This window comes from Peribacillus faecalis (assembly GCF_014712675.1).
Taxonomy (GTDB): domain Bacteria; phylum Bacillota; class Bacilli; order Bacillales; family DSM-1321; genus Bacillus_AD; species Bacillus_AD faecalis.
This window is the reverse complement of the sequence record NZ_JACXSI010000057.1, coordinates 1-12,353: the sequence shown is the minus strand read 5'-3', so window position 1 is coordinate 12,353 and position 12,353 is coordinate 1. Positions and strand designations below refer to the sequence as shown.

Here is a 12,353-nt window from a genome sequence, read left to right as displayed (position 1 = left end):
CACCGTTATCAGTGGACATTAAATAAGATGACTCCGGCACAATACCGAAGTCATCTCCTAAGTGCATAACGGTCTTTTTTAAGACTGTCTAAAATACGGGTTACAGTTCACATCTCCATAAGGCTTTTTCTAATTGTCTAACCTTACACCTGCCATGCTCGGTCCTAGACCATCCCATATGACTCCTTTTTCAATGAAATGTAGTAAGGTGCGAAATCAAAAATGAAAAAGGACCGGTGACGGTTTTTCTTTTTACATAGCAGATAGTCCGCCGTCAATAACAAATTCCGATCCAGTTGAATAGCAGGATTCATCAGAAGCTAAGTATAGAACAAGATTAGAGACTTCTTCCGATTTCGCCATACGTTTGATTGGAATGTGTTTCGCAAATTCTTTAATAACTTCTACCGCATCTCCTTGAGTGACCATTGGTGTTTCGATTACACCAGGATGAACAGAATTTACGCGTATGCCTATGCCGGCCAATTGAAGAGCTGCTGCTTTTGTAAGTCCGCGAACTGCGAATTTTGTATCTGTATAACCGACTGCACCACCGACTAAACCATTCAAGGATGAAATATTGATAATCGAACCATTTCCGTTTTTTTGCATGGATGGAATGACATATTTAATGCCAAGGAAAACAGAAACTTGGTTAATGTCGACAATCTTTCTGTATTCTGCTTCAGTCATTTCAAAAATAGATTTATTCATACTGATACCCGCATTATTTACAAGAATATTAACAGGACCGAATATATTTTCTGCGACTGCAATGACATTTTCCCAGTCTACTGCTTTCGTCACATCTTGTTTAACAAACTTGACATTCCCCCCTAGTTCTCTTTCTAATACTAAACCGCCTTCCTCATTCAAATCAGTGAAAACGACTTTTGCCCCTTCTTTTACGAACAAGCGCACATGAGCTTCACCCATACCGCGTGCACCGCCTGTTATAATCGCAACTTTACCGTCTAATCTGCCCATCGTAATCCCCCCTAATTATGAAACACACTTACTATAGTAAAAATATACCACTTTTGTATACTATTAAACTGCATAACTATGTCTAAATTCCAAAAAATGAAAAAAGAAAGAGAGTGCTGAATGCAGCACTCTCTCTAAATATATGATTTCACATTTATTTTAGTACACTTCTCTTTCTTGCCGATGGTGTTTGATAACCTCCGGGATAAATGAGACCGTGGGTAATTTTATATTCTTCAAAAAAGCTCTCGATCGTTTCCAGTCGGCTATGCTTCACAGCTTTAATTAGAATATTACCGCAGGCACGGGCATCGTCCAACGCGTTGTGGTGATTAAGGCGGTATCCTAATTGGTAGGATAGATTGTTCAATTTATAATTTGTCAGGCCAGGCCATACTTTTTTGGCAATTTGGACTGTACAGTTATATTGCATTGTCGGATAAATAATCTCATTTTCATCCAAGACTGCACGCAAACAGCTCATATCAAAAGCGGCATTATGCGCGAGAACCAGTTTATTTGCCAACATCCCTTCTATTTCAGGCCACAAATCAATAAATGGTTTTTCATTTTTCACATCATCCCTCGTAATGCCATGAATGCTCGTATTAATTGGATGAAAATAATCATCTATCGGTCTTACCAGTTTATAATATTCATTGATTTTTTCTCCATCGACATACTCAATAATCCCTACCGAGCAAATACTGGACCGAGATCCATTGGCTGTTTCGAAATCTATTGTCGTAAAGTGCATAGATGATACACTCCTTCTTCCACTAACTTTTCTCATATCTACTATAACATATCGCAGACTTATACGAAAAACCGGCACTATTCCTTTTTTGATTTAACTCCTTGGATATCCCTTCAATTAAAAATAGGCTTTTACATATAAAAAGCTTGCCTTAAAAATAAGACAAGCTCAAGAATATATCATGTATTTATCGGTTCATCATCAATTAGGTTTTTTTCGTTCTGATATGGCGCTTCAGTATCTCGTTTTGGCTTGACAAAATCATCATAAAAGACAGCTAATGATGTCATATAGTATGGTGTGACGTAAATACTAATCAAGAAAGAAACGATAGAACCGATGAAGGCTATTCCCATTCCTAAAAACAGAGTTGAAAGTTCCTCCATCGTCGGCTCCATTACAGTTGCATCAGCCAAAGAACCAGCACCTGCCACAGCCATCATTACTAAACCGACTATCATCATAATAAGCGGAATAATGTACCACCATATAAAGGAAAACATCAGACAAAATAACTTCCATTTGTGACCATCCATCATTTTTCTGCTTTCCGTAATGGCTTCGATTGCACTAAGATCCTTGCGATCGCGAAGAATATAAAAAGTCATTGAATAAGAATATGTTTTTATAATGCCCGGTACGATCAATAGAAGTCCCCACAAAAAAACGAAAATGAAAACTAAAAGATTAGTTAATACTACTCTCACATAGTCTTTGCTGAAACTATCAAACAGCGTTTCCACCTTTGGATTCGGCAACCTTTTTAAATCCAAATAAAACCAGTAAAACCCGACAAAAAAGGGACTCAACAAAAATATTAACACGATCATGTTTGCCCAGTAATAATCAATCGGAATCATGCCCGATATACCGCCAATAATCAGATAAAGGAAAAAGACCCCGATTGCTACCCCCCATTTTCCTTTTAATGCCTGCTTTGCTGCACGCTTATGCTGTGCTGCTTTCATAAAATCTCCCCTTTCAACCCCTTTAGTGGATCATCACTCATTTATAATAACATTATCCATTTTTCCAGAAAATAGAATCATAAGTGTCATCCATAAATCTTTCGAACATCTTTTCGTACCCTATTCAATACATCTGCATGAAGCATCGGTTTCAAAAACTGCTCCTTTTTTTGCCAGATACAACAAAAAAAAGAAGATACATAGTATATCTTCATCAAATAAGTGTATTGATTTATCTATTCATTACAATTTTATTCAAAGACAACTTCCATTTTATATATTTCTTCGAGTGTTTTCCCTTTTGCTCTTTTCAGCACCTCTACTCGAGCGTTCAACTGCTTTTGCATAAACATAAGACTTCCTTCAGCCGGCACACCGAATGCATTTACTGCTGCATCGTTTTTGCGCAGAGACTGATTGATTTCGAGCGCCAACGGCATCAGCTCCATCAGCTTATTCAATGAATAATCGAGCATTGTTCCATCCTCGGAAATCAAACGTTGCAACAAGAAAGTACCGAAGCCTATATGCCTTGACTCATCGCGCTTAATATTTCTGATTCCTACAATAAGGCCCGGCATTTTATTAATTGAATCAAGATTTTCATAGAAGCCCCAGTATCCCGTTTCAGCAAGCACGCCTTCTGCAAACATATTGTACACAACTGCTGCATCTGCTAAAGCTTTAGGAGATTGATCCTCGTATAGACGCCCCATTGTGCTTGGCAGCAACTCATCAAACAACTTTCGGTATGGAGGTGTATGATATTTATTTAGATCACCTGTAATGCCGATGTTTTGCAACGCAAGATTAAAGAAATCTGTGTGTTTAGCTTCCTCAAATAAGAAAGTTGTCAAATACATCTCTTCCTCAAAATGCCCCGTCTGCGAAATCGCATAGATCATCGGCAAAATATCATGCGTTACCGCTTCTTCTGCACTATAAAAGAATGCAATCAATGACAAAATGATCTCTTGCTGTTCAACAGTCAATGAATCCCAATCCGCTTTATCTTTGCTGAAATCAATATTGCGCGGATCCCAAGTTCCGAATTTCTTTGCTTTCTCATACAATTTGAACGGCAATGATTCACGGTTAAGCCCTTTGCTTGTCGACACATAATATCTCATTTCTTTCCAGCCTCCTAATATATTTTTAGGCGCTTACATATCGATGTTTGAAAGGAAATGAATGCTCATTCCTATTTTATATTATTCTACCAATACCATTTTTTACCTTTTGTTTTGAGATTTTATAACATTTTTCGTCCGTTTTTTTAAGAATTAATAGAATAAAGCTACCGTTTTGAGTCATAATCAATTTTTTTGACCAATAAAATGAAGAAACGCTGTTAGTAACGGAGGGGAAATCATGCAATCACTTATTACTGCTGATATGATTAAAAGATACAATGAGCTTTCGAGGCAAAAGAAAAAAATCGATGCTGAGATGAACAGTCTAAAGGACGTGTTCAATGCCTATTTCGATGCGCATGTCGGTGAAAATACAAAGGGCGAATTAATCGACCATGGCTATAAACTGCAAAGACAAATACGGAAGACCGAACGATACAAGGAAAAAGAAACGATACAAAAATTAGAAGCTATAAACATGCATGATTTGATTCAAACTGTTAAGAAACCGGATGACAAAAAGATCGAAGCCGCTATCAGCCTAGGTTTTCTGCAAAAGGAAGAACTCGCAGACTGCAAAGAAATCAGTTATTCAAAAGCTATATCAGTGAAAGAAATATAATAAGTAAACCGTCACCAGTCCTTTTGGGTGAAGCACATATTCAAATGCTCGCAGCCATCGTCAAATGATTACTCCATAAATATGATGAAAATAAAAAGGAGCCATGCGGGACCCAAAGCAGAAGCAACCCGCAAGGAACTACGATTAAGGACGCTACGTACTGTAGCAACGCCGATATGACCTACATCGTGTAAGTCTCCAAGCAAGGCAGGTTTGAATTCAGACAGAAAAACAGCTCCATTTCCTAAAAAAGGACCTGGAGCTGTCACATGTATGATAATTGCTTTATTTTAGATTAGTTATGGACTGGTTTTCTTTCGCTCAAACCTAATGTTTGTGCTGTCAACTCATGTACATCTTCAAGAAGTTTCGGGTTATCCATTAATTTCACACCGTAAGAAGGAATCATTTCTTTCAGTTTTGGTTCCCAAGCTTTCATTTCTTGAGGGAAACACTTTTGAATTACTTGAAGCATTACATGTACTGCTGTTGAAGCACCTGGAGACGCTCCTAGTAATGCTGCGACAGAGCCGTCTTCTGATGTAATAACTTCTGTACCGAATTGAAGCGTTCCTTTACCAGCAGGTGTATCTTTAATAACCTGTACACGTTGTCCGGCTACTACGATATCCCAGTCTTCTACTTTTGCGTCCGGAATAAAGTCACGAAGCTCTTCAATGCGTTGTTCTTTAGACAGCATCAGCTGTTGAATTAAGTACTTTGTTAATGCCATTTCTTTTGCGCCTGCCGCAAGCATCGTAAATACGTTGTTCGGTTTGACAGACGTAATTAAATCCATATTTGAACCTGTTTTTAAGAACTTCGGAGAGAAGCCCGCAAACGGTCCGAACAATAGTGATTTTTTATTGTTGATATAACGTGTATCTAAGTGAGGCACTGACATCGGCGGTGCACCAACTGCTGCTTTACCGTACACCTTTGCATGATGTTTTTCCGCGATTTCCGGTTTATTGCACACAAGGAAGAGACCGCTTACAGGGAAGCCGCCAATATGTTTGCTTTCCGGAATACCTGTTTTTTGCAAAATGTGCAAGCTTCCTCCGCCGGCACCGATAAAGACGAATTTCGCTTTATGCTGTTCAACATTGCCGCTCAGTACGTTCTTCACTTTCAGTTCCCAACCGCCATCGCTAGTGCGTTTAATGTTCTCCACACTATGGTTGTAATTAACTTCCACATTTTGTTTTTCTAAATTTTTCATCAGCATGCGCGTTAAAGCACCAAAGTTTACATCCGTACCGGTATCAATTTTTGTAGCTGCAATGACATCATCAGCCGGACGATCTTTCATCATTAATGGAATCCATTCTTTCAGCTTTTGGGCATCATCTGAAAATTCCATACCTTTAAATAACGGATTGTCTTTCAGCGCTTCATAACGCTTCTTCAAGAATTTCACATTATCCTCACCGCGAACCATACTCATATGAGGAATCGGCATGATGAAATCTTTCGGATTGTCAATCAGCTTGTTGTTTACAAGATATGACCAAAATTGCATAGATACTTGGAATTGTTCATTAATATTAATTGCTTTTGAGATATTAATTGAACCATCCGCTTGCTCAGAAGTGTAGTTCAACTCGCATAATGCCGCATGTCCGGTTCCGGCATTATTCCACTCATTAGAGCTTTCTTCTCCTGCTTGATCAAGCTTTTCAAATACTTTGATGTTCCATTCAGGCACTAATTCTTTCAGTATAGTCCCCAAAGTGGCACTCATAATCCCTGCACCAATCAAGATTACATCTGTTTTAGTTTCTCCATTGTTGCTCATATTTCCCATCCTTATCCCCTAAAATTTGCAGATCTTTTAGCCGCTTTTAAACCCCATTACCAAAAGCGCTTCATTAATTATTTTACAATTCTGCATTAAGTATAACTGATTATTCACTTTATTATAACTTAATTATAGTATATCGCTATTATTTTTGGAATTAAATAGCTACTACTTTAAGTCATTATAAGCTATTTCCAATCTATTCTAAAGCGATACGCCTGCATAAACACCTTGAAAATACAAGTTTTTCGGATTTGCTATATGAATGGTTGGAATTATTGGGTTTAACTAAAACACCTCACCTATCACAAAACGGAATATTCAGTCTTTTAAAACCATACAATCATGTGCACAACATCTCTATTCCATTATATGTTGTTATTCGTATAAATCAACAAAGAAACGCCATCTTAGTTAAACCGATGGCGTTATTATCATTATTTAGCCAGGGCACTGCTGTTTGTCATTGGTTGTTGTTCCTGCTTTACAAACTTCACAAACAAGAAGCGAACAATCGGCCCCATTACCAGCAGCTGTAAAGGAAGAGCCATAATGAAGTTTTTGAAGAAGATCATAATGTAGCTGCTGATCAGTGATTGACCTGCTAGCGCACCATGTGCATAAGCAGTAATTAAACCGTATAGTGACATGCAAGATGCCATTCCTAATACCATGCAAGTTGAAATCGAAATAATCATTAACGCTTTATTTTCTTTATTTTTCACGAGTTTCATTGCAACTTTTTTCGCTGCCGGTCCGACTATGAACAAATCAAGAACAAATGCGATTGCAAATCCGATTACAAAGCTCATTATAGCTCCCGTAATTGTCAACTTATCTAATGTCCCGTTAATTGCCATATTGTAAAATGTCATGACAAACACCATGCCAAAACACATCATAAGTCCAAAAATAATACCTTCTCTTTTGTTACTAGGCAAAATTTCATCATCCTTTCTAAATTCCGTTTGATTACTATATCAAGATAAAAAAAGATTCGTAAGCGAACAATTTGTGAACGATATTCAAACAAAGCATTTACATGATTCTGCATATATTGAGTCGAAAAAAATAATTGATTAACAAATTAATTTTTGTTCAAAAAATATTATTCCGTGTTTTCACCTACCTGTTTTCGGGAAATTGTATAATAACGTCTGCATAAGGAGGGTTTATGATGGCTCATTCACCGGAGGAAATTAAAAACGAGCTGATCCTCAACTTGCTCGTGCAAGTGTTGGAGGAACACGGCATCATTTCAGAGAAGGAACTTCAGGAGCGCTTGACTAATCAAATCAAGCTTTCTGCAATGAATGAGGTTCTGAAAGAAAAAGTCATTCATGAGATTCAAACGCATTAACTAAAAAAGGCAAGCGATTTTCGTCGCTGCCTTTTTTTCGCATATTTCATCGGCCTTTTGCACATGCTACCAATGGATATTCATCCAACTTTTTACGGCAGGAGTGACGTTTGTGGGTAAAAAACATCGAAGCCGCATCAATTCACCTAAGAAAAATAACCACATCCCGAAAGAAGCGATTATCGCTGAGCATGAAGCTCACGGCAAGGAACATTCTGCTACAGGCCGTAAAAGATGATTGCATAGAGGCACTTACTTTAAGTGCCTCTATTGTCATTTATACGGCATTTGCAAAGCTTTTGTAGCGTTATTAACATCGTTTTGCAATAACTGCTTTAAATCATAAGCCGGATAAAGTCCTTTTTTGTATATATAGTTGAATACGTTCGCATGCCAATCCACGGCATTATTTAAATGGTTCTTGAACACATTACGCAGTTCAGGTGTTGCTGTTTCTGTGATCGCTGCCGCGTAATTCCGTACAGCAGTCTTAGACATCCCAAGAATATTGCCTGCGTAAAAAGGGTCATTGTTTCGTTCTTCTCCCCTTACTTCAGGCGCAAAATTATAAAATGGAATCAACTCTTTTAAATTATTTTCCAATGCCTGAATCGAGTCTGCATACAGTTGCTTCAACTCGCTGTCCTGAATTTTTTTAATCGACATTTTCAAATCCATTAATGCATTAGATTGAAAAGCGACCAGCTCGTGAATCTCAAGTGTCTCATGCCATGCTAATGTATCCGCCATTTTTTTCATCAAGCCTCCTAAAAAAATCATCTTTAAAGTATATGAAGGAACTTCTGTCAAGATTACATACTTTCAATGGAATTCAAAGTTAATTAAAGAAGATCAAAGAATGTGGAAACATTATTCAATAATAAAGGCAAAAGAGAGAGTTCAGTACTCTCTCTTCTGTAGTTTTATAGCACCTCGCTATTAACAAGACCTATTCTACCCTATCAACTGCCCAAAAACCTTTCGTCTTACGGAACATCATATTATGTTCAAAGTTAGTCATGGCATCTGAACAGTCAATCGACTCAAAATTCAATGAATTAAGCGTTACACGATCGATTTTCACTGATAAAATCACAACCTTTTCTTTATAGCCTGTCGCGGAATTAAGCTGTTCATCGAGACAATGAATGATGATTTCATTAATAGGCAAGAGCGCAAACATTTCTCTGGCTATTCGAATGACACAACTGCATACATAATCTTGCTGAATGTCATAATACATCGTTTTCGTCATTGCTTTCGTTGAAACTTTTCCCGTCTTCGTCAAAGATTTCGTGAATTCTGGTACGACATCTTCTGTATGTACATCGAATTCGACTTCCATACTGTTTGGATTCTCAATAAAAAATTCAAATCCGCTTCCGAATCCATTCAAATCATCTAACGGATAATAAACATCGATCGCTTTTAAGTAAGCATCCGTATCTTGCTTGACGATTCTTTTTGCCAGCTGGACATCTGATTCCCAATCGGAATACAGCTCTTCATCCTGTATCTTCGCTTCGTACACTTTAGCTTTTAGCTCATCTACTTTTGCTTCATGCCTTTTCAGCAGTTTATCGAAAAAGGAAGGTTTATATTTTTCCAGAGTTGAAATTGCAGCTATTTCATTCGGACCTGCCGAGCTCGCTTTATATGGAGGTAAAGCTTTGCTCTCACTAAACCAATCAATTGACTCGCTGCATTCTTTATGGATTGAATGAATCATTTCCAGCTTGTTCTCAAAAAGATCCACCTCTAACCGATTTTGTTCTAATTCCTGCAGCTTTTCTCTTTCTTTCTGAATCTTATTCAGTTCCTTCTGTCTTTGATAAGAAGTGGAATTATAAGTTCTTTTACTGCCTCTGGACGTTGTCGTATACGAAAGACCTGTACCGGGAATGGAAGCTGTCGTTCTTCTTTGTCCGCTCGAATTGACTGAATATCGGAGACCTTTCGTACCGACGCTTGCTCCAATCCCTCTCTTGCTTACATTGATTCTCACTCCGGGCGCTACTTTAAAACTTTTCCGAAAACCGAATCCCATCATTACTTCCCCACTTTCGAACTATACTTCAATGCAACCGCAAAGCGGATGCCAATATTTCTTGTTATTCATATATAACTTGCTCTTCCATTCTAAAGGTCTCGGACTATCAGGCATAGCATTTTCCAACATAAATATAAATAAGCACATACCTGAAAAGAAAATAAATAAAAGTCTAACGTTTCTCCGTGAAAATCTCCCTTTTGTAGATTTTATCATAAAAAAATAGCTTGCCGTTATAGCTAACATTATAGTTCTTATTTCATACAGCTGACTTTGTTAAACGTTTACCTCTCTCCCAATCGGGAACTTATTTAATATATAATCGAAGGAGAGGTAACGATGAGTAAAACTTGCGTTAAATGCCATTATGAGATTTCAAATGATGCAACGGTCTGTCCAAACTGTGGTGAAGAGCAAGCGGCTCAGCCGCAAATTGACGATTCTGAACCTATAAATGAGGAAAAATCAGAGAAACTGAGTTCAAAACTGGATATTCCAAGTTTAATAGGTGTTATAGCTGGAGGCTTTTGTTCCATTAGCGGTATCTTCATTTTAATTATGTCCGGCACATATGAAATGAAAGCTGTAACATTCGGAGCTGATTTTTATACATATATTTATGATGGCTTAATTTCTTTAATTGGAATAGTGAATAACGCCCAAAACATTCTTGCGCTTGGATTCGGTTTTTCATTGCTGTTCTTCGGAATTTTCATGACTTGCTTCTTCTTGCGTACAATTTATGTTGATCAAGATTAATAGAACATCAAACAAAATTTGGTGCTAAAAAAGGCCCTAACATCGGGCCTTTTATTCTACTGATTAATCTATTTTATTGGCATAACCATTATTCGTGCCATTTTCAACGCCTCCATAAATAAGAAAATATATTAACTAGTACCCTTTGCAAATTAGGTACTATACAAAAATCTAAATAAATCTTGATTTAACAATAAAAAACGCACGCAATTTCACATATGAAATTTTCGTGCGTTTTTTATTGTTATTTAACCTTTGTTCATCCTACCAGCTCTTTCTTCACAGATAAGAAGGCATAATTAATGGATTTATATTCAAGATAGTTATCTTCGATCAGCTCCAACATGTATTGCTGCATTGTTTTTTCACTTTCATTAACTACACATGACATAACAAACTGTTTGAATAGGTCTTCATAATGATTAATTCGTTCTTTCTGCATGTTCATTCCTCTTTTCTTTTAATGAAAGTATATTCCCCGAAAGCTTGTTTGTTATTCCTTTTTAAAAAATCGAGTAGAGGGAAAATAAATAATTTATTTTCGCCCCTCTCACAACACTGTACGTACGGGTCACGTATACAGCGTTTCAATTTATATCGCAGTATGTACTTTTAGATAACGTTCTAAAGCAGAGGGGATTCCCCTCTGCTTTAGTCTTTTGTTTGAAAGGGCTCTATGGACAACTTTCGATAATCCTATATATCGATAGCCTTTTCGGCAGTATGTTAGTCCTTTCGCTTCTTCCTCCGGAATACCTAGTTGGATGAGCGATTTGATCTGTTTTTTAGGTTTCTTCCATTGCTTCCAGATGATTACCCTGATTCTTGAGCGAAGCTTCTCATCTATGCGTTTCATGGCTTTCTTCATATTAGCGATTTTGAAATAATTCACCCAGCCGAATATGACTTGTTTTAGTTTCACAATTCGGAAGTCTAACCGAATACTCCAATTTCTCTTTGTCAATTTCCGGAGCTTTCTTTGGAATTTCTGTACTGAAGTAAGGTGTGGTTTCACTTGATATTTCTTTTCTTTACTATCGTAGTAATATCCGAATCCCAGAAACTTCAGGTCTTTAGGTCGAGCGATTTTGCTCTTTTCTGCATTGACCTTCAGTCCCAGTTTGTCTTCTATAAATCTTACGATTGTTTTCATCACTCTGTTCGCTGCTTTTTCGCTCTTCACAAATATAAGAGCATCATCTGCATATCTTACGAATAGAAGTCCTCTGTTTTCCAGTTCCTTATCCAATTCGTTCAGCATAATATTGCTCAACAACGGACTTAGGTTGCCTCCTTGCGGAGTTCCCACTGGTGTTTCTTCATATTTTCCATTCACCATTACTCCACTGGCTAGGTATTTTCTTATTAAGGAAATCACATCTCCATCTTTTATGGTGTTGGATATGATTCGCATGAGTTTGTCGTGATGGACGGTATCAAAGAATCGTTCAAGGTCAATGTCCACTACCCAATCATGACCGTCATTCAGAAATTCCAGGCTCTTCGTGATTGCCATCTCGCAACTTCTTTTTGGTCGGAATCCGTAACTGTATTCGCTGAACTGCTCTTCAAATATCGGACTGAGAATTTGGTGAATGGCTTGTTGAACGACTCGATCCACTACTGTTGGTATTCCCAGTTTGCGCATCTTGCCATTTTCTTTTGGGATTTCCACTCTTAAGGCAGCTTTGGGTTGATATTTTCTCGTTCTGATGCGCTGACGCAGTTCATCCTTATTCTCTTTCAAATATTGTTTCAGTTCTTCGACTGTTACTCCGTCCACTCCACTTGCACCTTTATTTCTATAAACACGCAAGTAGGCTTCGTTCATATTTTGATTGCTTAAAATCTGTTCTAAAAGTTCCATACTCGTTTCTCCTTTTCCTCTCACGTAGTAAGTGATAGTTCCCTTTTGG

General features: G+C 37.6%; 15 protein-coding genes. 5 read left to right on the top strand and 10 right to left on the bottom strand.

Annotation, left to right across the window (positions count from 1 at the left end):
- Nucleotides 1-69 (top strand): IS3 family transposase (locus IEO70_RS20475; RefSeq protein WP_407949675.1); only part of this gene is annotated, 69 nt, incomplete at its 5' end.
- 183 nt (nucleotides 70-252) lie between these two features.
- Here the strand turns inward: IEO70_RS20475 and IEO70_RS17785 are convergent.
- From IEO70_RS17785 to IEO70_RS17770, 4 genes are all read right to left on the bottom strand, one after another.
- The gene (locus IEO70_RS17785) at nucleotides 253-987 is read right to left on the bottom strand and encodes a glucose 1-dehydrogenase (protein WP_190999721.1); all 735 of its coding nucleotides are present in this window, start codon (nucleotides 985-987) and stop codon (nucleotides 253-255) included.
- A gap of 154 nt (nucleotides 988-1,141) precedes the next feature.
- Nucleotides 1,142-1,744, bottom strand: coding sequence for a 3'-5' exonuclease (locus IEO70_RS17780; RefSeq protein WP_190999720.1), 603 nt, complete (start codon nucleotides 1,742-1,744; stop codon nucleotides 1,142-1,144).
- 179 nt (nucleotides 1,745-1,923) lie between these two features.
- A complete protein-coding gene (locus IEO70_RS17775) occupies nucleotides 1,924-2,712 on the bottom strand; it encodes a DUF975 family protein (RefSeq protein WP_190999719.1) in 789 nt (262 codons plus the stop codon).
- A 251-nt stretch (nucleotides 2,713-2,963) separates the two neighbouring features.
- Nucleotides 2,964-3,842 (bottom strand): R2-like ligand-binding oxidase, encoded by an 879-nt coding sequence (locus tag IEO70_RS17770; RefSeq protein WP_190999718.1) that lies wholly within the window; start codon nucleotides 3,840-3,842, stop codon nucleotides 2,964-2,966.
- Between the two features lie 241 nt (nucleotides 3,843-4,083).
- Here IEO70_RS17770 and IEO70_RS17765 point away from each other — a divergent pair, with 241 nt between their 5' ends.
- Nucleotides 4,084-4,467 carry a hypothetical protein gene (locus IEO70_RS17765; protein ID WP_190999717.1) on the top strand — a complete coding sequence of 128 codons (384 nt, stop codon included), beginning with the start codon at nucleotides 4,084-4,086 and terminating at the stop codon, nucleotides 4,465-4,467.
- Nucleotides 4,468-4,762: 295 nt separating this feature from the next.
- On the opposite strand, the gene IEO70_RS17760 is transcribed toward IEO70_RS17765, so the two are convergent.
- Together IEO70_RS17760 and IEO70_RS17755 are read right to left on the bottom strand one after the other, a co-directional pair.
- Nucleotides 4,763-6,274: a malate:quinone oxidoreductase gene (locus tag IEO70_RS17760; RefSeq protein ID WP_190999716.1), complete on the bottom strand. Its 1,512-nt coding sequence runs from the start codon at nucleotides 6,272-6,274 to the stop codon at nucleotides 4,763-4,765.
- 431 nt (nucleotides 6,275-6,705) lie between these two features.
- The gene (locus IEO70_RS17755) at nucleotides 6,706-7,209 is read right to left on the bottom strand and encodes a DUF2798 domain-containing protein (RefSeq protein ID WP_190999715.1); all 504 of its coding nucleotides are present in this window, start codon (nucleotides 7,207-7,209) and stop codon (nucleotides 6,706-6,708) included.
- Between the two features lie 233 nt (nucleotides 7,210-7,442).
- Here IEO70_RS17755 and IEO70_RS17750 point away from each other — a divergent pair, with 233 nt between their 5' ends.
- Complete coding sequence (locus IEO70_RS17750; RefSeq protein ID WP_235973657.1) at nucleotides 7,443-7,628, top strand: hypothetical protein; 186 nt, start codon at nucleotides 7,443-7,445, stop codon at nucleotides 7,626-7,628.
- A 112-nt stretch (nucleotides 7,629-7,740) separates the two neighbouring features.
- Nucleotides 7,741-7,866 carry a hypothetical protein gene (locus IEO70_RS20270; protein ID WP_328820967.1) on the top strand — a complete coding sequence of 42 codons (126 nt, stop codon included), beginning with the start codon at nucleotides 7,741-7,743 and terminating at the stop codon, nucleotides 7,864-7,866.
- A gap of 35 nt (nucleotides 7,867-7,901) precedes the next feature.
- Here IEO70_RS20270 and IEO70_RS17745 read toward each other — a convergent pair whose 3' ends face one another.
- Together IEO70_RS17745 and IEO70_RS17740 are read right to left on the bottom strand one after the other, a co-directional pair.
- Complete coding sequence (locus IEO70_RS17745) at nucleotides 7,902-8,378, bottom strand: spore coat protein (RefSeq protein WP_190999723.1); 477 nt, start codon at nucleotides 8,376-8,378, stop codon at nucleotides 7,902-7,904.
- 199 nt (nucleotides 8,379-8,577) lie between these two features.
- Complete coding sequence (locus IEO70_RS17740) at nucleotides 8,578-9,678, bottom strand: DUF4236 domain-containing protein (RefSeq protein ID WP_235973656.1); 1,101 nt, start codon at nucleotides 9,676-9,678, stop codon at nucleotides 8,578-8,580.
- A 339-nt stretch (nucleotides 9,679-10,017) separates the two neighbouring features.
- Between IEO70_RS17740 and IEO70_RS17735 the strand changes: the two genes are divergently transcribed.
- Entirely contained in the window at nucleotides 10,018-10,437 is a 420-nt protein-coding gene (locus IEO70_RS17735; RefSeq protein WP_190999714.1) for a zinc-ribbon domain-containing protein, read from the top strand.
- A gap of 259 nt (nucleotides 10,438-10,696) precedes the next feature.
- Here the strand turns inward: IEO70_RS17735 and IEO70_RS17730 are convergent, their stop codons facing one another.
- Entirely contained in the window at nucleotides 10,697-10,879 is a 183-nt protein-coding gene (locus IEO70_RS17730) for a hypothetical protein (RefSeq protein ID WP_190999713.1), read from the bottom strand.
- Between the two features lie 150 nt (nucleotides 10,880-11,029).
- Nucleotides 11,030-12,304, bottom strand: coding sequence for a group II intron reverse transcriptase/maturase (gene ltrA / locus IEO70_RS17725; RefSeq protein ID WP_190999712.1), 1,275 nt, complete (start codon nucleotides 12,302-12,304; stop codon nucleotides 11,030-11,032).
- Between the last annotated feature and the right edge of the window lie 49 nt (nucleotides 12,305-12,353).